Raw genomic sequence first — 19,136 nt, 5'->3', positions numbered from 1 at the left:
ATGAAGCGGTACTTACTTGTTAAGGTTTTTGCCTGGTTTTGGCTCACTATCATTGCCACTATGTTGTTGTTGCTTGGGATCAGCATGCTACAACCTGATGTTGTAGAAACTCACCGCATCTCAAAACCCATGCTGCAAAATCTAAAACAATTAGAGCAAGCGTTAATACGCGCAAGCGAGCGTCCTAATTTTGAGCTGAATAAGGTCGCCAAACTGCGTAAAAGAAAGGCGAGAAATATCTACTTGAGCCACCGCGATGCCGAAAAAAGCGTTGCCGCCGATCCCAATATAAAAACGCTGAATTTAGATTTACTCAGTTTTACCGAAGATGCCAAACCGGCCGCTATTTTTACCCCAGAGTACAAGGCTTTTGGCCCTCTAGAGCTTACACTTCAAGGTGAAAGCTATCGTCTTTATTTAATTTTTGAAAACCATACTCCAAGTGCGCTCATCAAATTAAGAACTCTGCCGCTTTGGGTAAAAATCGCGGTCGTGCTCGGCGCAAGCTTATTACTGTGTTTTTGGTTTACTCGAGATCTATTGTCGCCAATTAAAGAGCTACAAAAAGCCGCTGCAAAACTTTCTCGTGGGGAGCTGTCGAGCAGAGCCGATATAAACACCAAGCGCCAGGATGAGCTCGGTCAATTGGGTCATGATTTTAACTTAATGGCTGATAAGTTAGAGTCTTTGGTTAACAACCAAAAGCGCTTGCTTGCTGATATATCCCATGAACTACGCTCACCGCTCACCCGCTTACAAATGGCCACAGGCCTCGCTGCCGGTCATGCCACAGCGCAAAGCCAAAGTTATATCGAGCGCATTGAGCGTGAAGCTCAGTTAGTTGAAAATATGCTCAGCGATATTTTGCATTTATCTAAGCTCGAAGCGGATCAAGTACCAATCGATAAGCAGATAATTAAGCTCAATGAACTGCTCGACCCGATATTGGAAGATGCACTGTTTGAGGCACAACAATTAGGGAAGGACCTTGTCGTCACAGCACTACCCGAGGCAACTCTTTATGGCGATCCAATGCTACTTAACCGCGCATTCGAAAACATTATTCGTAACGCGATAAAGTATGCGACTAACCGTATTAATGTCGATATTGAGAGTGATGGTGATCTGTTGCTATGCACTATCAGTGATGATGGTAAAGGCGTAAGTGAAGACATGCTCGACAAGCTTTGTATTCCTTTTTTCAGAGTGTCCAGCGCACGTACGCCAAGCAAAAATCAAATGGGCGGGTTTGGACTGGGTCTTGCCATTGCGCAGCATGCGTTAAAAGTACATGACGCCAATATCGAATTTAGTAATAATATTGGTTTGCAAGTCAGCATTCGAATTCCATTACACAGGTAGCCATGTTTTATAGCCAAAGTCAGCAACTTGAATCACACCTTCCGGAAATTGATAAGCACTGGCAAGGCTGCCAAAAAGGCTTTTTTGATACCCCTCATGGTAGGCTATTTTACGCCTACCACATTCCAAAAAAGGCAACCTTCAGCCTGGTATTGGTTAATGGTCGTATTGAATCTGCTCATAAATACAGAGAATTGCTGTGGGAGTTTGCGCAAAACAACATAGCGGTATTTACCTATGACCATCCAGGACAAGGCTACTCGCCGCGATTACTTAAAGATAAGCAAATCGGCTATGTTAGGCGCTTTGAAGATTATGCAGCAACACTGCACTGCTTTATGGATCAAATCGTTGCCCAGCAAAATACCTTGCCACTTTTTATATTGGCGCATTCAATGGGTGGTGCCATTACCTGCGATTATTTAACATTATTTGCGCCTCACAACATAGAGGGAGTCTATTTATCAGCCCCGATGCTTGGGATCAATACGACTCCCTACCCGGCTTGGTTTGCCGAGGGACTGGCAGGCGCAGCTTGTTTATTTGGGCTAGGTAAGCATTATGCACTGGGACAGGTGCACTACCACAACAAACCTTTTCAAGATAATGACCTTACTGATTGCCCAATCAGATATGCGCTATTTAGAGGTTTGTACGATCAATTTCCCGAGCTACAACTCGGTGGTGTCAGCTTTGCTTGGTTATACACGGCACTACATAAATGCCGCTCGTTTCAAGATATTAAGCTAGATCTGCCAATCCGTATCGCGACAGCCAGTGAAGACAGCATTGTTGATAATCAGGCACAAGTACACTTTGCCGCGCACAGAGACAATGTGACAGTTACAGAGTTTATCGGGAAACATGAACTACTTTGCGAGCAAGATAATACCCGCAAAGCCGTGTTAGATGATTTTTATGCGTTTACAGCCGAGCTACTTAGCGCTAAAGAAACTGGGTCTTGATGGATGAGTACGTCCATCTCACAATCAAACTCTTCTTTAATGCTAGCAACCACCTCATCCGCAACTTGATGCGCTCGCATCAGCGGCATATCGTCATCAAGCTCTAGATGCAGTTGAATAAATTTGATTTTGCCACCTTGCCTGGTACGCAAATCATGTACTCCGTAAACGTCCTCATGACTCGACGCAATAAGTATGATCTGTGCTTTTTCTTCGTCTGGCAGCTCTTTATCCATTAAGTGCGCAGCACTTTCCTTGGCAATGTCCCAACTGTTATAAAGTAAATACATCGCCACCAAAATACCAAAAATCGGATCGGCGTAACCTACACCATAAAAGTTAAGCAATACCGCTAGAAGCACCGCAAGGTTTAATAAAATATCGCCCTTATAATGTAACGAGTCGGCCTTAATGGCGATGGACTGCGTGCGTTTAACGACTTGATACTGCACCGCAACCACCAACAAAGTACACACTATCGCAAATAAACTCACCCACACACCAAACAATGAATGTGGAATGTGGGTTGGATTGATAATGCGCTCTACACCATGAAAAGCCAATAAACTCGCAGAGCCCGCGATAAAGGCTGCTTGTCCAAGCCCAGCTAATGCTTCAGCCTTTCCATGACCAAATCGATGATCATCGTCCGCAGGACGCAGTGCGTAGCTCAGTACAAAGAAATTCATTAAAGAGGCGCTAATATCAAGCAGTGAATCAGTTAAAGAGCCGAGCATAGCGGCACTACCTGAAGACAGCCAAGCCCAACACTTAGCTGCGATCATCAATCCCACCATTATGATGGTAAAGACACTCGAAAACCTAACCCAAAATTCATAGCTGCGATCCACTGGCACCTCATTTTTTCATGTTATTTAATCTGACGTTTGGCTAACTGAAATGATTAGTCGTCAAACCACTCGCAAAATGCCATGGCATCGCGATGCTGTTATATTACAGGGTAATGCTTTGAAATGAAAAACAGATTACGGTTGTATAGTTTTTCACAACAGTCGTACTTTAAAAACTGGGTAATACCTTTCACTCTATCAAGCGCAGCACATATAAATATCGACAAGTATCAGCTATACTGCCGGGCAAAATTTAATTGAGGCCTATCATGTTAGATATCGTTTTATACCAACCCGAGATCCCGCCTAATACAGGTAATATTATTCGTTTGTGTGCCAATACAGGGTATTCATTACACCTGATAGAGCCGCTAGGATTTGAGTGGGATGATAAACGGGTAAGACGTGCTGGCCTTGATTATCATGAATTTAGCGAAGTAGAGCGCCACCCAAACTTTGAAGCATACTTAGCAAAACGAAACCCAAAGCGAGTATTTGCTTGCACGACAAAAGGTACCAAGTATCATCATGAAGTTGCCTATGAAGCTGGTGACTGTCTACTGTTTGGCCCTGAAACTCGAGGTTTGCCAGAAGACATTATTTTTTCACTGCCTGAGCCGCAACGAGTCCGCATTCCAATGCGCCCAGATAGCCGCAGTATGAACCTATCTAATGCTGTTTCCGTTTTTGTTTATGAGTCTTGGAGACAACTTGGGTTTGCTGGCGCAAAATAATAATACCAATTAGCCTCAATATTTGCTCAATTTGAAGGAGCAAATCTGACGCTAACTACGTTAAAAATTTCTCATTTAGAACACTAATTGGTATATATCTAAAAATAGCTCCTATCCTCTACTGCATAGGAGCGAACTTGAGGCACAAAAAAGGCGCCTTACGACGCCTTGCTAACTTTAATTTACATTAACTATAGGGATTCTTTTAAATTTCTGCGTGGTGCAAAATCGTACCAACAATGTCACTGAATTTATTTGCCGGTTTCATTGAATTTACTGCACGTCCACAGGCCTTCATCATATCGATCAGGTCAAAATAACCAACTGGATGCTGAGTCACTTCATCAATAACAAGTAAAAACTCAAAGCCACCTTCTTCCATTGTTTTTAGCACATTGCCAACCACTGTTTGGCTAGTTTGTTTTAAGGTGATTTGACGAAGATCTGTTAGTGGGATCATGACATCATTGACGTTTAAATCACGTCTTGTACAACCACGTCTTTCTGCAATGCTCAACACGTAACGACTACCAATTCTTGCATTAGAGATCATACCAACAAGCTTTTCTTTGCTATCAACAACAAAGCTTGCTCTGCGGTGTGTTTTGTCCAGCACTAACGTAGCTTCATCTATGCTACTGTTTTCATCAATATGTTGCATTGGTGCCAAATGTAAATTGTGCATTAGGCAATGTGCTGGCGCTTGCTCTAGGTTGTCAGTGTTACAAGCTGGGAAGTTATTTTCAGCAAGTTCATAATTTGCAACAGGTTGAGTTTTCAATACTGTGTAAGTGTTCATAGATCACCTCTATCTTTAAAATTAATTAAGCACGGAAAAGGACTAAATTAATTTGCGACAGGTGGTGCTCTAATAGACTCGCATACTGAGTTTGAATAAGAATAGGTGGGTTGTGATTGCGCTATGACAAAGCTACTAGCAACCACGAAACGATGAGTTGTTGATACAACGCAATCATCTAAGTCAGGGCTGGAGTTAGAATTGTCTAGGTCGACAACGATAGGCGCGATTGAAAGCGTGGTATCACATTTAGCAGCATCGGCCGTTGACACTGTCAACAGACTCAACATACAAAATGTAATCATCCAACGAACTAACCGCATAGTATTCTCACTTCTACTGCCTTACTTTGAGTGTATGGGCAGTTTCTTGCGTTTACAAGTATTATTTCTAATCTATTTACTAAGCATCTAAATATACTAAGGTTAATTTTCATACGCACACTCAGGCACTGTGTGAGCTGAGATGAATTGTTACTAATCTCCTATTTGTAGCGCGTCGTTTAGCGTTATACTAACGCCAACATTTTTGGTATGTGCCTTAAATCAAAAGAATTAAACCATACCAATTTGCTTAATTAAGTGGTCTTTTTGAGGTGAGAAAATCTTGCCGATAACCAGGCAAAAATTTTGCTATTTAGTTGTTCTAAATGAGACATTTTTAACGCAGTTAGCGTCAGACTTGCTCCTTCAAATTGAGCAAGTATTAAGACAAGTTGGTATTACAACACGAGGTGTACAGTGCAACTATCACGCGGTATCGAGTACTTTATTGCTGGTTTTTCTTTAATCACCCAAAAAGGATTAAAACGTTTTGTATTTATTCCTTTAACAATCAATGTACTGCTATTTGGTGCATCACTCTTTTTTCTTTATGACTGGCTGACTCAAGGATTTACTTATCTCAACGGATTATTACCAGATTGGCTCAGTTGGCTGGAATGGCTAATGTGGCCAATTGCTATCTTAGTGATACTTTTCAGTTATAGTATGATTTTCACGGTGATAACCAACTTTATTGCTGCGCCTTTCAATGGCTTACTCTCCGAAAAAGTGGAACTTTACCTAACCAACCAACACATCAATGATGATAAGCTAATTGATACCATAAAAGATGTGCCGCGAATGTTGGGTAGAGAATGGACCAAACTCTGTTATTACCTTCCACGTGCATTTGGCTTTTTCATCTTACTTTGGATACTGCCTATCGTTGGGCAAATTTTATGGATTATGTTTACGTGTTGGATGTACAGCGTGCAATATAATGATTATCCGTTTGATAACCATAAAATTCATTTCAAGCAAATGAAAGACGATTTGAAGAGTAAACAAGGGCTGTCTTATGGCTTTGGCTTTGCGGTGTTTGTACTGACCTCAATCCCATTTGTTAACCTCATCGTGATGCCCGTTGCCGTTTGTGGCGCCACTAAATTGTGGGTAGAGAACTATCGTCAGCAATATCGCTAAGACGCTCGTATGACTGACATCTAGCTGTCAAAAACTCATGCTTTACTTACTTTTTTGCAAGTATTCAGCGGAGTCGCTATGCGCCTAACATTAGGCCTTATCTGGTTAACGGTATTTTTAACGGGGTGCCAGGCAACAAAACAGTTTGATGTCGGTACACGGCCTCAATTTTTAGTCTCGCAACTTCCAGATGGTGAGCTTAAAGAAAAGCTTGCAAGCTGTTTAGATAAACCAATCAAGCGCACACGTTTTTCCATAGGACATCGCGGTGCGCCACTTTTATACCCCGAGCACACCAAAGAATCATACATTGCCGCCGCAAAAATGGGAGCTGGCACGCTCGAATGTGATGTTACTTTTACGAAAGACAAGACCTTGGTTTGCCGCCATGCACAATGTGACTTACACGCAACGACAGATATCTTACTAAAACCCCAGCTTGCGGCTAAATGTAAAAAGCCTTTCACACCAGCCAATCCAAACACGAATGAGCCCGCTTTTGCAGAGTGTTGTACCTCAGATCTCACATTAGCGGAGTTTAAACAGCTAACCGGTAAAATGGATGGCGTAAATAATAAAGCCACAACTGCCGCCGAATATGTAAAAGGCACACCGAATTGGCGTACAGATCTTTATGCAAGTTCTGGAACATTAATGACCCACAGTGAAAGCATTGCTTTATTTAAGCAACTGGGTGTAAATATGACACCTGAGTTAAAAGCGCCAGAAGTGCCAATGCCATTTAATGGGTTAAGCCAAAACCAGCTCGCGCAAAAAATGCTGGACGAATATACTGAGCACAATGTCCCCCCATCTCAAGTTTTTCCACAATCCTTTTCTTACCAAGATATTCACTACTGGATAAAACATGCGCCAGAGTTTGCAAACCATGCCGTATTTCTTGATGGTAGAGAAGCTGGCGAACATTTTGATATTAACAAACCAAGTACTTGGCAACCGTCAATGGAAGACTTAGCCAAAAATAAGGTAAAAATTATCGCCCCACCAATTTGGATGCTCATTAGCGAAGATAAAAACGGCGATATCATTCCATCGCAGTACGCCCTAGCCGCTAAACGCGCAGGATTAAAGATAGTTGCTTGGTCGCTAGAGCGCTCAGGCCCTTTAGCGAGCGGCAGCGGTTGGTATTATCAATCCGTGAAAAACGCAGTTAAGCATGATGGCGATATACTTAGGGTATTGGACATATTGGCAAAACAGGTTGGCGTAGTTGCTGTATTTAGTGACTGGCCTGCGACTACCAGCTTTTACGCCAGCTGCATGGGAATTGAGTGATAGGCTAATAAGAGTTGTAGCTTAGTGTAGGTAGAATCCCGCACTAAGTTATGGTTTGCAAATGCCAGAAAGCAAAAAGCCTCGCAATTGCGAGGCTTTTTAAAGGATGGTGCCCAGAGGCGGAATCGAACCACCGACACGAGGATTTTCAATCCTTAACGCTTGTGCATCTAACATACTATTTTTACTACACAAACCCACAAAATATTTCCTATAACTTTCGTCTAGTTTAATATTTATGGTTAATTTCGCTAAAATTACTTTGTTTTTAATAGCTTAGAAATTTTAGCTAAACATACAATTCTTAATTTAAAAATAATGCCTTTTTTATGACTACTTTTCAATGCTTTGTTTTTTCTTATCATCTGGAGACTTTGGCGTGACTGGCGTTACTTGTGAGTAACCTCGCCGATAAACACGCTTTGTTGTTGCCACACTTGAGTGGCCCAATAACTCAAATGCCTGAGTAATCGTCTCACACTCACTTGCTGTTTTAGCTCGTAAGTCACGATCCTGAAAGCGCTGCTCTGGTTGTAACTCACCACTTTCGATTGCTACACGCATCGCTTTGTTCCATGCAGTTCTAAAACCGTCAGGCGTCAGGGCTTGTTCCTTTCGTGCATTAGCGCTTGATGCAAAGAAATACCAATGTAATAACGGCGTTCTGTGCTTTCTAGTGGTGCGGTAACCATTAATTTGTTTAAGCTCGCTGATGATAAAGCTAAGGTGATCCACCGCTTCAAACTGCAACCGGCTACCTGTTTTTGATGCTTGAACTTTGAGTCCTTTTTCGTCATCCCAGTCTTTGCTGCTAAGTTTAAGCATGTCGGTTTGCCTTAAGCCGGTTGCCAGCTTTAGCGCCACATATAATTGCAGCCATCGAGGGCAATACTTAACAAACACTGCCAATTCATCATCTGTGACTAGCCGATCTCTTGGCTGTTCTGGGTTACGTATAATTCCATGAAATGGTGTGTCGTCAATTACGCCCCAACGCACAGCATGAGACATAATGGTGCTCAGTAACGCAAACTCACGATTGCCTCTTACCGGTGCCCCCTCTCGATTCCTAAGATCGAGATATTGATAGGCATGCCTGGCTCTGAGCACTCTTGGGTTCATATGACCAAAGCGCTTTATCAAATGCTTTGACGCACTAATATTACTCTTGTGTGTCGATTCTGCCTTCGTGGGTGAAATCTCTTTGAGATAGCGGTCAATCAAATCATGCATCGTTTGACATTCAAAATTAATTGATGCGTAAGCGTAGTAATTGCGAAAAGCTTCACTCAGCGTTTTACCAAGGCGGATATCTTTCTGACCGCTTGCCCTTAAGTAATAGGTATTCCCTTTTTTATTAAAGATCATGCCCTTGGGCAGGTTTGCATTTTCTGCAGAACGTTTTCTTCCCATGACCGCTTACCCCGTGTACAGCTCGTCATCACTAAGCGTAGCCCCGCCACGCTTAATTTGACAGCTATCACCAGCGCCCAGCTCTGTTTCAATCGTTTTACGCAAAACTTTAGGCCAGCCAAAGGCATCAAGGGTGAAAGTAATATGCATTGAGGTCAGTTGCTCAATTTGCTTCTGGCGCTGCTTACGACCAGTTAACTCAGCAACTTCAGTTTTAGATAGGAATGTGCTCACGAAATCCTCCTGCGAATAAGTAACCACGACTAACAACTAGCCGTGAATCAGCTTGGGACTCACCTTATTCGCGATAATCAGAATTTCGCTTTTGCTTATTTCTGCTGATTTCCCAATATTTCAGCGTTTTTTACTCTACTTTATGAGTTTTTGGTTTGCAATAGTGCGAATGAAATTAAAAGGGGCGGTTTGTAGTATTTGAATTTTTTGCATACGGCAACCAAATCGTTCTCTATTAAGCATAAAATAGCACCTGAGTGAAACGGCTGTGAAAAATAATGTTATTATCACAACCGAGAAGTAGATGCCTAGGAGGGTTAATGACAGATATGCTCTGGTTTTTGTTGGTGATGGCTATAATAGTTGGTGTCGTGCTTTTTAGACATGCTGAAAAAGCACTAGCAGGTGATATAAAGATGACCCGCTTTGCCATTTTTATCTTTCTTTGTGGATTAATCATAGGTTTCATCTACTTCGAGAAATTTGATGTAGATTTAAATAATACCGATTTTAAAACTTGGGTAGATGTTGCAGTTTATTTCAATAATGCATTTTCTCCCTTGTTACTCTTTGCAACAGTCATACTTTTGTATATGACTTGGAAAACAAGCGATACAGAGCTAAATCAAACAAGGGAAGTTTTAAAGTCTCAAACCGAACTTTTACTATTTGACAAGTTTGCTGAAAACTTACGATATATCACAGGAGAGATATCTACGTTACTTAATCAACGAGATGACATCAATAGAACCAAAGCTAACTTGAGAGAAATATTCGACCAACTAGGTGAACTAAAAGTCACTGCCCTGAACTCACCTTTTATTGACCTCAATAAAATTGATACTGATTCGCTAGCCACTTATTGTTGCGGAGCAGCTGTCAGCCGAGAAACGGTTGTCTCATCAATTGATTATGAAAATAGAATTGAAAACCTAACATCGTTTGGCAAAGCTCTTACTTACCTTTCCAAAAAATATGAGCTACGGCAAATTGGGAGTTCAGGATCTGAACGAGACATTAAAATGCACTTGCGTTTAGGTGCTGAAAAGCTTATTTCATTAGATTGGCTTCGCAGAAAAGACTTCATGGAACGCGTCGATACAGCTATGCTGAACTTCCTCAATTACTTATCTCATATTACCGCCCCAGAACTTCAGAAAATATTATATCTGAAAGTTAGGGAAGAGTTGTCCGACACGCTTGGTTCTAGTGAACTATTTAGCCTCTATGAAACACGTTTTTTAGACTTGAGCGAAGTTAAAAATAATAAGCTATTGCAAGATACGTTAAGCAGTTTTTATGCATTTCAAGCATTTGAAAAGATAGAATTAAATAGCGAAATTATTGAGCTTGCATAATTTTTTTAGACATATTTACTTTTTTGGGGTAATTACAAGGCTTCAGTTGTGATTCGACGACCTCAAACGGTAAAGCCTGCTAAACGCAAAGAGCTATAACGAGGTTATAGATCGATATCGAAAAACAGTCTTTGAATTTGATAACGACTAAAAAGGAATGACACTTTGATTTTATACAAATACATGTCTTTTAGCTCTGCTGAAAAAATAATAGAAAACTCTACCATCGGATTTAGTGGCATGCGTTTCCTTAATGACCCTTTTGAAGGAACTTACCTTCAAGCCAGTTACATCAACCAACATGGTGAAGGCGCTTATAAAAGCTTGTGCTCAAGACTACTCTCAAAGTTTGCAGTGCTTTCATTGACTAGACAACCACTCAACTCTTTAATGTGGGCACATTATGGTGACTCACATACCGGAGTTGTTCTTGGGATAGATATAGAAAAAGCCAATTTATGTGATACACAGACATGCCTAATCCCAGCTCAATATGGTGATTTAGTTTACACATCAAAAAAGCCAGACAAGGCTCGAAGTTTGCCTTCAATAGTTCGGTTACCTCAACTATTTCGACAAAAAGGGTTTACCCATGATGGGTATGAATTTTTCAAACAAGCATACCTGTATAAGTCTCTAGAATGGGCATATGAAGAGGAAGTCAGGGTTGTTAAAGCAATTGAAATGTACCCAGAGCTAGGTCAATACGAAGTTGGTTCAGATCGATGGGAACGTATCAACTTGAACAGTAAATCTAAAAATGAGAATAAGGGAGGCTCAGGGATAGCTGTAGTTGAAGATACTGAAAATAATAGTGAAAAGAGGCTTTTAGATTGCTTTAAAATCCCCTCTGAGTCTATCGTTTCCGCTTATTTAGGTCTCCGTACCAACGAGAACAATAAACAAAAAGCTTTAGAGTGGTCTAATAAAAACATTGAATTGTACATATGTACAGAGGAGCAAAGTTCATGGTCTTTGGCTTCAAAAAGCTACCAAGGATCCAAACCTCAATTGTGAACAACTTTTCACAAACTTAGTTAAGCGCTAAATGTTCACCAAGGTGTTCGGCTCTGTTAGGGTATTAATACGCAGCACCGTCGAGTTATTTCCTACTGTCTCTATAAACTATTTTTTATCGAGGCTTATATAAAATGGAGAGTCATAAAAAATTTAGGCTGCAGGGATCGCTGGCAGCATTATGAATTGAGCTTCCAACTGATGAAGTAACTCAAAGGTATCTATATATTGTACCCCGAAGTGCTCGCAGACATTTGGAATCAAGATCTTGCGCCTAATATTTCGATCGAGTTTTTCATGGGTAACGATAGTTGCACCGCTAGTCATAGCCTTAGCGATTAACCATGGATCCGCGCCTCGAAGAAACTCTTCTTGGGCACCATTTTTCATCCCTTCCTGTTCCATCACATGCTGCACAACTTGAGTATATGCAATCTGTGTCGGCTCATCGTCATTGGCTAAAAATAGATGCGAGTTGTCTTTAGCCCACTGAGCCAGATCATCATTACCATTGGTGAGTTCATCCTTTATAAACCGGATGCTAGCCACTCCTGAGTAGATATTCGACTGTAAAATCCATTGCCAATATCCAGGACATATAGACATTGAGTAGTAACGGTTTTTAGCTTCGATAAAAGTGTTTGCATCCAGCAGATAATTCATAAAGCTAATTTTCTCGCATAAGTTTTTATGTTACTCGGTTTAATGCCCAAAAGGTTTCCTGCATCTCTAAGTAGCATTCTTCCACTTAATGCTTCAGCAACAACAGCACTGGAAAACAATATGCTGTTTTTTGCCCCGGCGTTTCGATTAAAGTCCCCTTTTCCACCTTTTTTATTTCTAAAAGCATTTAGCTCTGTGTTGTAATATTTCCAATAAGCTTCTTTATCTATTGCACCGCAATCTAAAGCTCTTTTTGCAGCAACCAGCTTACTTACGTGCAGCTGAGAACTAATCTCAGTTAAATTTGCAAGTATGCTGGTATTTTGGCTCCATATGCGATGAAATGCTTCTTCTGGAACAAGAAATTCACCAGCAACGGCGTTACAAAACTTTTCTTCTTCTGCATGAGAGTGCTCTATATCGGACACACCACTACTTCCAATCCATAAGTGGGCCAGCTCATGGATAAAAGTAAAAAGGCGAGCAGTTGGAGCATCAGAACTATTAATGAACACTACAGGCGCTAGTTCATCACAAATAGCAAATCCTCGAAACTCAGAAACTTCAAGTTTTCGCCTAGTATTATTGCCAACAATACCACTTCTCATCACGAGCACGCGCGCGCCTTCAGCTCCTTTAATAAGTGCTCTGAAATAATCTTCCCAGCTCCCCTTTTGAGGTAAAGGCACTCCCAAAATATTCCGGATATCTTGCGCCACCTCAATTACAGAATCTTTAACGGTAAATTTTCCGACAAACGCCAAAGGAAGAGCGTCAAGTTTAATTAAATGCTCTTTGTACCATTCTTGCTTCATCATTACCTGCTTGATAACGTCTTTCATATCAATAGAAGCGTCATCTGCATGTCTGTTGCCAATGGTACGCAGGTCAGGAATTGGTAGTTTTTCTTGGGGAGGCTTGGGTAAAAAAAGGTAGCCGAAGGGAATGCTTGTAACGTTTGCAATATTTTGTGCTTGTCTAAACGTAGGTCTAGCCCCACCTAGTTCCCATTTTAGAATTTTTTCGGTGTCACTAACATTTAATTTACGAGCAAGCGCATCCACACTTAGGCCTGCACGCTCTCTAGCCCAAGTTACAATTTTTGGATTAATCATTGCTTGCTCAACCATTTCTACTCAACTATGACAAACTAAATTTAAAAACATACTGTTATTATACGAATAGACTCGTATTAAACCAGCAAAATAACAGAATATACCTCAAGTTTACCAGTCTAGTTCATAGTAGCTATCTGACATTCTGATCAAGTCCGTATACTGTAATTCCCAGAGCTAGCTAACGACTCAATACCATCCAAAATGCCTTTTACTAGACCTAACGCAGTCACTTCCTCATCTCAAACTTTTTATTTAATTCATCTATTTGCTTATCTTTACGCTCGATGATTCGAGCCAATTTTTTAAGCTTGAACTTCGCTTGTCCTTGCACAATTTCTAGCTGCTTTTCTGAATCATGTGCTCGCCGATTTAACGCTTCTAAATCGCATTTAAACCTTTCCCATTCGGATGTTGGTATGAATAACCCTTCAACATCTCTGTACATTATCTTTTCCGCCAAATGCTCCCCCTATCATCGACCTAAATATATGACTGTGATCTGTTCTCGGCCGTGGCCGAGTTCATTCGAAACTTGTAATCGTGCTTGCCTATCAATTTGTTTTTGTTCTGGTGTGAGCTGTTTGCTTGTTGGCCCACCGGCAATTGGAGAGCGCCAACCGGTTAGTTCTAAGTAGCGCTTTTGGGCATACATGTGCCTAAGCCCGTGGTTTTTATCTAGCCCTGCTTGGCTTGTTTGCCGTTCATACGCTTTGAGTTGTTGAATATAGTTTCGGTCGGGGCGGATCAGCGCGCCTCCACCGACTTGCTTTTGCACTTGTTGAAGTAGATGTCGCTGAGATTCTGTTCTGATAGGAATGACTCTGGGACGACCGCCCTTTGTCCAGCTGGGTTTTAGCACTAACTGTTCGCCTCTAATGGCATAATTAGGTCGAAATTTAATGGCTTCTTCTCTACGTAAGCCAAACTCTCGCTGCAGCCGAAGTGAGAGCTTAACAAGTGGGTCGCTGACTTTATCAAGCTTATTTTGTTCTAGTTCTTTTGCTTTTGACTCGGTAGGTGTGTAGGTTCGCTTTTCCAAATCCAGTGTGATTGCTTGGTTTGCGCCATTGTTGGACTTTGGCAGCATCGAGGCTTTGCCGATTTTTTCCGCCCACCATCTTACATGACTAAGCCGGTTTTTAATGGTGCCAGCAGATAGCCCTTCTCCCTGCCAGCGCTCAACAAGATAGTTTACGTGTTTGGGTTTGAGTGATTGTACTGATTGCAAGCGATATCCGCCCTGTTTAAGCTGAGCAGAGATCTGGACCAGTACTTTTTTACGCTCAGCCTTAACTCCAAAACTGCCGTCTTGGTTTCTGAGCATAAGCCCTTGAAGCTGATATTTTAAATTACTCAATATTTGTTCACTCACCGTGTTTATAAATTCGATTACACGTTACCAACCCAACTAACTATTTGAATCAATATCCAAATGGTAAGTTTTAAATGCCAACTGCACGTTGGAGCGTACAATTTCCGTATAAATACGAATAAGGGCACAACAGTTCAAAATGGCCAAATTAGCCTCGCTTTAGATGCTTCCCGTAGTGGGCGTGCATGATAAAACGCAAATAAAAATGTGCTCAGCACAGGTCAGTTAGGTCATAACATTTCTCCTATTTGAGTTCGTTAGGGATCGCTTAATTCTCTGCAAAACGCAGGTACAAATAGCCAAATTCAAGGCATAAAAGTGCCTAAATCAGATGAACTAATTTGTAAGTTAAAAAGCCCGAAAGCTTGGTTTTTAGTTGTGAGTAGATCTCACTGGTATGACAAAGCCAAAGGCTTTGTTTGATGACGCGATGACCAATGTCTCGCTATTGTTGGAATCATGTTTAGAGTGTCATAACGCGCACATAAGCTCAACAAATAATTTCCCCTCTTTGTTCTGCTTTGTTTAGCGCGGGACTTATCACCGCGTCATTCCTCTTTGCTTCGCGGAATGACGCGGTCATTTGTGTTAAAGTTGTAGACTATGAGTTCGAGCAGAATGCTCAAAAAAGGCTTAAAAATGCAAAATAACAACCAACCTAAGACATCCTTGTTTAAGTATGTTGCCTCTGTAAAGCTCCCTATCAACTGTGTTGCATTTAGTGCTGTAACTTTTGTAGTCGTTTATGAGCTTTGGCTTTCAAAGCTTCCTGAGCTATTTTGGTGGGGTGCTGAAGTGTCTTTGATATGTAGTCAGATCTGCTTATCTATTATCGCAAGTTATGTATTCTACTTGATTGTTGTGCACAAAAAAGAGCTTGATGACTGGCAAGCAATAAAGCCATCAATAACGGCACCTATTTCTACAATTTTGAAATCTCACCAGATGCAATTGCAGCATTTTAAAGATCACACCGATACAGAACTTAATCAGTACCCGACAAAAGATGAGCTAGAAGTTTCATTATCGAAAATATGTCCTAGAGACAAAACTGCGCCCGTGTTTTTGGCACGCATGAATTGTAATGCTAACTGGTACCAATACTTGGAACTTTGCTTACGAGAAAATGACGAGCTTCTTGCACAACTCTTCCGTCTATCACATTTTATGGATGGTGAGCTGATCTTCATTCTGCAAAAGTTGCACTCTCTCACGCTTAAAAAAGCGGTATACGAACAAGCAAATATGATTGAGAATCCAAATATGGGTTGGCTTTCTGGCCAATTTTACCAGTATAGCGATGTTTGTAGACAACTCAGTGAATATAAGCGTAATTGCTTAGAATGAAGAACTCTTAGCGGCAACCTGATAATGGAGCCTAATTACTTGCTTAGAGAGTCAAAAACACTCCTATAAGCGCTTAGGCCTCTACTTATCACCCCGTTACTAACAGTTTCAACTTCATATGAGTCTATTGGATCAATAGCGCTTTCTTTCCAAGAAGAAAACTCATTGATTATACTTGCAGAAGTTGGTTCTATATTTTCAGGCCACAGTACTTCTCTCTCATCCATATAATAGTCTTTCCTATTTAACTCTTTGAAATCTAGAACCATATAGAACTTATGCCGCCAATATTCTTCGTGTTCAGATAGTGATGTTTTGTATAGATCTGTTTTTATCGCTTTAGCTATCTGATAGTACCTACATAAATGCCTAGCACAAGTTAGCCAGTTTAATCTGTCGGCTGAAGGTGGAGCACACCTCCCTTCATCGGTTAGTGCATCATAAGCCCATTTTAACGAGAGTACAGCTTGTTCAAAAATCTCCATATCCTGTGCCATTTCCATATCTAATCTCTGTTTTTTAACATTGGAGCGATATGTCATATAAGCGATAAAAATTGACAGTGGTGTCAGGCCGGAAATAACAACTTTCATTAGTTCTAAATTTATTACCACACTCACTCCAAAATATTAACAATCTGAATAAATACCATATATCAGCCGTTTAACTAAGAACCTGCAACTTTAGAACTTCCATTGTTTAAAGCTTTTACGCTCTCATGCCTTTCACTTGTGAACTCGATACAACTGCTTGGAATAGTTATGGTATGTACTCCATTGAACAAAGAGTGATATTGAGTTGAATTTTTTAAACTAAAATATGGGCCTGAGAAGGTATCATGAAATGACTTGCACTTTATCTGAATTTTCCCATCATTAAGACCTTCGTTTTTACTCATTGATTCAATCTGGCTTTTTGCATCTTCTAGCAACTCTTTAGCGTCAATATGCCCCACCACTCCTGCAGGTAAGATTGCTGTAATTAGAAACACAAGTACCGAATAAACAATAATTGCAACCTGTAATCCTCCCTTTTGCACTGAGTTCGGCTGAATATTTTCAAGTGGCGTAATCAAGTCTATGTCTCTTACTATATTTTCTTTACGCTTTTGTTTTTTTAATACTTTATTAAACTTGTTTCTCACCCAGTTCATAACCCTATCAGTCAACAGGCACGCTGATATACCAAAACAAAAAAGAAGTAAAAGGCCGGTTAAAAAAGGCTCTTGCATATAGATCGTCACTGAATATGACAGGACTTGTTCGAAGGTCAATGGGTAGTAATCGGGATCGACTCTCAATACCTTAAGATACTCGACATAATAAACAGTTCCTTGTAAGTAGAAAAAGATGCTCAATAGCCAAATATGCTTTTGTAAAAAGTTAACCATGCGTCCAATCAATTGAGATAAATTCACAGCATCTCCTTCCTTAAACAATGTCGATTAAGCATAACTTTTCTCATAGTCTGAACTAAATTGTCAATCTGGAGGTACTCCACGCAAGAAACTAGAGGGGAAATATCTAAAGCCTCAACCACGGCGAAACGCACCCCCTCCTAGACTTGTTCACTTTTTAGTGTGTACCACTACTACTCAAAGGCTTTTCATCAGACATGCTCAAAATAACTTGCATCATATAGTCTTGAATTGCTTCACTTTCATCATCTGACACACCTTTCAACACAGCTCGTTTTGAAACGCACTCGACACCAAATCGCTCAAAGTCAGTTTGACCAACACAGAAAAATACATTTTCACCATTCAGATCATGCTGAAACGTTACTGGCTCAACTCCAAGCTCAATCTTTTCCATTACAACGGCTACCTTTAAAAAACTTAAAAATGATTTTGGCCAAACTAAGTTTTGGTAAAAATCTATCTATTTATATTTAAACACTATATTTAAAGGTATCACCAGTTAAAAGTGATAAATCACTAAATTTACCACCTTGTGTCCTAATTTAGGCTGAGCCTAAAACACCTACCACTAATTTACCTACACAGTGCCCTCAAGGCTTTGCAAAGAGCACATTTAGACCTTTAAGTTGCTTAAACTAGGAAAACTCTGACTTTCATTCATCTTGAAAAGCCAACGGAGAAGCTGTGTGCTCTATTTCTTGAATTTCAGGCACTACAAAGCCCTACATCGAGGCAGTTCTGATTTAGCTTTGCGAAAGCTGTATTAAGCTATGGGAATATCGCGGTATCGCTCAATTGGAGGTGTTTCGAACTCTTTGTTGGGAATTATCGTTCGGTGCACTTTGGCTTTACTAGCCTTCACTTCACCAAATATAAACTTTGCTACACGACTTACTTGCTCTTTTATCACAGACAACAAACCAAGTGGCCGCATCGTTTCAATTAAAGACTTTACTGTCATGTATGCCCATCCCAACTTTTTAGAAAGCTGGGAAATGCTTTGTTGGTAGGTATCTCGTTTATTGCGTGTAGATAGTTTGCTAGCTTTGATTTTACTGCTGATCAACGCATGTAGCATCAGCATTTTGTGTTGGTGACGAGAGTCATATCGGCTTTTTGAGTCGAATAAATGTAACTGAAGACCATAGAGGGGAAGTGTATTCGCTGCTTGTTGGCCATGAATGATTTGCGTGTAGCTTTGAAGTAGTCGGTAGCCTAGCGGATGTTTTAAATTAAGCCTCAATGTACGACTGTAGTCTTTTGTACACTCTTCGAACAACAATGGCTGTTTTTCATCATTTTCAGCGCTTAGAAGCTGACTCAGCGCATTTTTTACAGCGTTGATTGAATAGCACAGGTGTTTCGCGATAGATGAAACGCTGGAGTTAAATTTTCCGTGTTTAGCATGATGATACGCAATATGACCCAAAATTAATGTCTGGGTATCAGATTTAGTTTCATGCAGCACTTCTAATGAGAAGAAGACTTGCTTCTTTCTACCTTGGTTGCCCAAGTTTTGCTTTGCATTTGGTGCAAATTTATTTTTTTGGTTGTGACTCAACTCATTTTCGACAGGAACGTCGTCAGCAAATTTTTAACTACCTACTAGACACAGGATTACCCTACGGCTAAGATAGCCATATAAACACTTTCGAATGTTTATGAAAGCCGCGTTGGAAGCTTAAGTCGCCAAACTTAATCTGAGTTTCTATATCGCGGTT

The 19,136-nt window shown here is 40.7% G+C and carries 21 protein-coding genes; 8 read left to right on the top strand and 13 right to left on the bottom strand.

What is annotated here, in order from left to right:
- Together MHN30_RS00370 and MHN30_RS00365 are read left to right on the top strand one after the other, a co-directional pair.
- Entirely contained in the window at positions 1 to 1,362 is a 1,362-nt protein-coding gene (locus MHN30_RS00370; protein WP_130163518.1) for an ATP-binding protein, read from the top strand.
- A 2-nt stretch (positions 1,363 to 1,364) separates the two neighbouring features.
- A complete protein-coding gene (locus MHN30_RS00365) occupies positions 1,365 to 2,327 on the top strand; it encodes an alpha/beta hydrolase (RefSeq protein WP_130163517.1) in 963 nt (320 codons plus the stop codon).
- On the opposite strand, the gene MHN30_RS00360 is transcribed toward MHN30_RS00365, so the two are convergent.
- Positions 2,279 to 3,124: a cation diffusion facilitator family transporter gene (locus MHN30_RS00360; RefSeq protein ID WP_082086207.1), complete on the bottom strand. Its 846-nt coding sequence runs from the start codon at positions 3,122 to 3,124 to the stop codon at positions 2,279 to 2,281. The genes MHN30_RS00365 and MHN30_RS00360 overlap by 49 nt on opposite strands.
- A 323-nt stretch (positions 3,125 to 3,447) precedes the next feature.
- Here MHN30_RS00360 and trmL point away from each other — a divergent pair, with 323 nt between their 5' ends.
- Positions 3,448 to 3,912: a tRNA (uridine(34)/cytosine(34)/5-carboxymethylaminomethyluridine(34)-2'-O)-methyltransferase TrmL gene (trmL, locus tag MHN30_RS00355; protein ID WP_017216443.1), complete on the top strand. Its 465-nt coding sequence runs from the start codon at positions 3,448 to 3,450 to the stop codon at positions 3,910 to 3,912.
- Positions 3,913 to 4,117: 205 nt separating this feature from the next.
- Here the strand turns inward: trmL and MHN30_RS00350 are convergent, their stop codons facing one another.
- Entirely contained in the window at positions 4,118 to 4,711 is a 594-nt protein-coding gene (locus MHN30_RS00350; protein WP_045987717.1) for a CBS domain-containing protein, read from the bottom strand.
- Positions 4,712 to 4,758: 47 nt separating this feature from the next.
- Positions 4,759 to 5,034: a hypothetical protein gene (locus MHN30_RS00345; protein ID WP_130163516.1), complete on the bottom strand. Its 276-nt coding sequence runs from the start codon at positions 5,032 to 5,034 to the stop codon at positions 4,759 to 4,761.
- A 417-nt stretch (positions 5,035 to 5,451) separates the two neighbouring features.
- On the opposite strand from MHN30_RS00345, the gene cysZ reads away from it, so the two are divergent.
- A complete protein-coding gene (gene cysZ / locus MHN30_RS00340) occupies positions 5,452 to 6,177 on the top strand; it encodes a sulfate transporter CysZ (RefSeq protein ID WP_039493825.1) in 726 nt (241 codons plus the stop codon).
- 78 nt (positions 6,178 to 6,255) lie between these two features.
- Positions 6,256 to 7,473: a glycerophosphodiester phosphodiesterase family protein gene (locus MHN30_RS00335; RefSeq protein ID WP_239356911.1), complete on the top strand. Its 1,218-nt coding sequence runs from the start codon at positions 6,256 to 6,258 to the stop codon at positions 7,471 to 7,473.
- Between the two features lie 333 nt (positions 7,474 to 7,806).
- On the opposite strand, the gene MHN30_RS00330 is transcribed toward MHN30_RS00335, so the two are convergent.
- Together MHN30_RS00330 and MHN30_RS00325 are read right to left on the bottom strand one after the other, a co-directional pair.
- Positions 7,807 to 8,886 carry a tyrosine-type recombinase/integrase gene (locus MHN30_RS00330; RefSeq protein ID WP_239356908.1) on the bottom strand — a complete coding sequence of 360 codons (1,080 nt, stop codon included), beginning with the start codon at positions 8,884 to 8,886 and terminating at the stop codon, positions 7,807 to 7,809.
- A gap of 6 nt (positions 8,887 to 8,892) precedes the next feature.
- Entirely contained in the window at positions 8,893 to 9,120 is a 228-nt protein-coding gene (locus MHN30_RS00325) for a DUF4224 domain-containing protein (RefSeq protein ID WP_220475200.1), read from the bottom strand.
- Between the two features lie 320 nt (positions 9,121 to 9,440).
- Between MHN30_RS00325 and MHN30_RS00320 the strand changes: the two genes are divergently transcribed.
- Together MHN30_RS00320 and MHN30_RS00315 are read left to right on the top strand one after the other, a co-directional pair.
- On the top strand, positions 9,441 to 10,478 hold the full coding sequence (locus MHN30_RS00320) for a hypothetical protein (protein ID WP_239356896.1): 1,038 nt from the start codon (positions 9,441 to 9,443) through the stop codon (positions 10,476 to 10,478).
- 165 nt (positions 10,479 to 10,643) lie between these two features.
- A complete protein-coding gene (locus MHN30_RS00315; protein WP_239356893.1) occupies positions 10,644 to 11,495 on the top strand; it encodes a DUF2971 domain-containing protein in 852 nt (283 codons plus the stop codon).
- A 153-nt stretch (positions 11,496 to 11,648) separates the two neighbouring features.
- Here the strand turns inward: MHN30_RS00315 and MHN30_RS00310 are convergent, their stop codons facing one another.
- The 4 genes from MHN30_RS00310 to MHN30_RS00295 all read right to left on the bottom strand — a co-directional run bounded on the left by MHN30_RS00310 (position 11,649) and on the right by MHN30_RS00295 (position 14,633).
- Positions 11,649 to 12,158 carry a DUF4411 family protein gene (locus MHN30_RS00310; protein WP_239356890.1) on the bottom strand — a complete coding sequence of 170 codons (510 nt, stop codon included), beginning with the start codon at positions 12,156 to 12,158 and terminating at the stop codon, positions 11,649 to 11,651.
- A complete protein-coding gene (locus tag MHN30_RS00305) occupies positions 12,155 to 13,288 on the bottom strand; it encodes an XRE family transcriptional regulator (RefSeq protein WP_239356887.1) in 1,134 nt (377 codons plus the stop codon). The genes MHN30_RS00310 and MHN30_RS00305 overlap by 4 nt, the downstream gene beginning before the upstream one ends.
- 214 nt (positions 13,289 to 13,502) lie before the next feature.
- Positions 13,503 to 13,736 carry a hypothetical protein gene (locus MHN30_RS00300; protein ID WP_239356877.1) on the bottom strand — a complete coding sequence of 78 codons (234 nt, stop codon included), beginning with the start codon at positions 13,734 to 13,736 and terminating at the stop codon, positions 13,503 to 13,505.
- A gap of 12 nt (positions 13,737 to 13,748) precedes the next feature.
- Positions 13,749 to 14,633, bottom strand: a complete 885-nt coding sequence (locus MHN30_RS00295; protein WP_239356875.1) for a phage integrase N-terminal domain-containing protein — start codon at positions 14,631 to 14,633, stop codon at positions 13,749 to 13,751.
- A 654-nt stretch (positions 14,634 to 15,287) separates the two neighbouring features.
- On the opposite strand from MHN30_RS00295, the gene MHN30_RS00290 reads away from it, so the two are divergent.
- Positions 15,288 to 15,995 carry a hypothetical protein gene (locus MHN30_RS00290; protein WP_239356859.1) on the top strand — a complete coding sequence of 236 codons (708 nt, stop codon included), beginning with the start codon at positions 15,288 to 15,290 and terminating at the stop codon, positions 15,993 to 15,995.
- A gap of 35 nt (positions 15,996 to 16,030) precedes the next feature.
- Here the strand turns inward: MHN30_RS00290 and MHN30_RS00285 are convergent, their stop codons facing one another.
- From MHN30_RS00285 to MHN30_RS00270, 4 genes are all read right to left on the bottom strand, one after another.
- A complete protein-coding gene (locus MHN30_RS00285) occupies positions 16,031 to 16,609 on the bottom strand; it encodes a hypothetical protein (protein ID WP_239356856.1) in 579 nt (192 codons plus the stop codon).
- Positions 16,610 to 16,662: 53 nt separating this feature from the next.
- Positions 16,663 to 17,412 carry a hypothetical protein gene (locus MHN30_RS00280; protein WP_239356854.1) on the bottom strand — a complete coding sequence of 250 codons (750 nt, stop codon included), beginning with the start codon at positions 17,410 to 17,412 and terminating at the stop codon, positions 16,663 to 16,665.
- A 157-nt stretch (positions 17,413 to 17,569) separates the two neighbouring features.
- A complete protein-coding gene (locus MHN30_RS00275) occupies positions 17,570 to 17,809 on the bottom strand; it encodes a hypothetical protein (protein WP_206472169.1) in 240 nt (79 codons plus the stop codon).
- A 369-nt stretch (positions 17,810 to 18,178) separates the two neighbouring features.
- Complete coding sequence (locus tag MHN30_RS00270) at positions 18,179 to 18,976, bottom strand: hypothetical protein (RefSeq protein ID WP_239356844.1); 798 nt, start codon at positions 18,974 to 18,976, stop codon at positions 18,179 to 18,181.
- Positions 18,977 to 19,136 lie beyond the last annotated feature (160 nt).

Origin of the sequence: Pseudoalteromonas sp. OF7H-1 (genome assembly GCF_022347825.1) — a bacterium.
In the GTDB taxonomy this organism is placed as follows: Bacteria; Pseudomonadota; Gammaproteobacteria; order Enterobacterales; family Alteromonadaceae; genus Pseudoalteromonas; species Pseudoalteromonas maricaloris.
The sequence above is the reverse complement of the archived record's forward strand: the minus strand, read 5'-3'. Positions and strand labels throughout refer to the sequence as shown.

Excerpts from the sequence above, each read along its gene's own strand:
- MHN30_RS00370 (WP_130163518.1), top strand. The coding sequence starts at position 1 with ATGAAGCGGTACTTACTTGTTAAGGTTTTTGCCTGGTTTTGGCTCACT.
- MHN30_RS00365 (WP_130163517.1), top strand. The coding sequence starts at position 1,365 with ATGTTTTATAGCCAAAGTCAGCAACTTGAATCACACCTTCCGGAAATT.
- MHN30_RS00360 (WP_082086207.1), bottom strand. The coding sequence starts at position 3,124 with ATGGTGGGATTGATGATCGCAGCTAAGTGTTGGGCTTGGCTGTCTTCA.
- trmL (WP_017216443.1), top strand. The coding sequence starts at position 3,448 with ATGTTAGATATCGTTTTATACCAACCCGAGATCCCGCCTAATACAGGT.
- MHN30_RS00350 (WP_045987717.1), bottom strand. The coding sequence starts at position 4,711 with ATGAACACTTACACAGTATTGAAAACTCAACCTGTTGCAAATTATGAA.
- MHN30_RS00345 (WP_130163516.1), bottom strand. The coding sequence starts at position 5,034 with ATGCGGTTAGTTCGTTGGATGATTACATTTTGTATGTTGAGTCTGTTG.
- MHN30_RS00335 (WP_239356911.1), top strand. The coding sequence starts at position 6,256 with ATGCGCCTAACATTAGGCCTTATCTGGTTAACGGTATTTTTAACGGGG.
- MHN30_RS00330 (WP_239356908.1), bottom strand. The coding sequence starts at position 8,886 with ATGGGAAGAAAACGTTCTGCAGAAAATGCAAACCTGCCCAAGGGCATG.
- MHN30_RS00320 (WP_239356896.1), top strand. The coding sequence starts at position 9,441 with ATGACAGATATGCTCTGGTTTTTGTTGGTGATGGCTATAATAGTTGGT.
- MHN30_RS00310 (WP_239356890.1), bottom strand. The coding sequence starts at position 12,158 with ATGAATTATCTGCTGGATGCAAACACTTTTATCGAAGCTAAAAACCGT.
- MHN30_RS00305 (WP_239356887.1), bottom strand. The coding sequence starts at position 13,288 with ATGGTTGAGCAAGCAATGATTAATCCAAAAATTGTAACTTGGGCTAGA.
- MHN30_RS00290 (WP_239356859.1), top strand. The coding sequence starts at position 15,288 with ATGCAAAATAACAACCAACCTAAGACATCCTTGTTTAAGTATGTTGCC.
- MHN30_RS00275 (WP_206472169.1), bottom strand. The coding sequence starts at position 17,809 with ATGGAAAAGATTGAGCTTGGAGTTGAGCCAGTAACGTTTCAGCATGAT.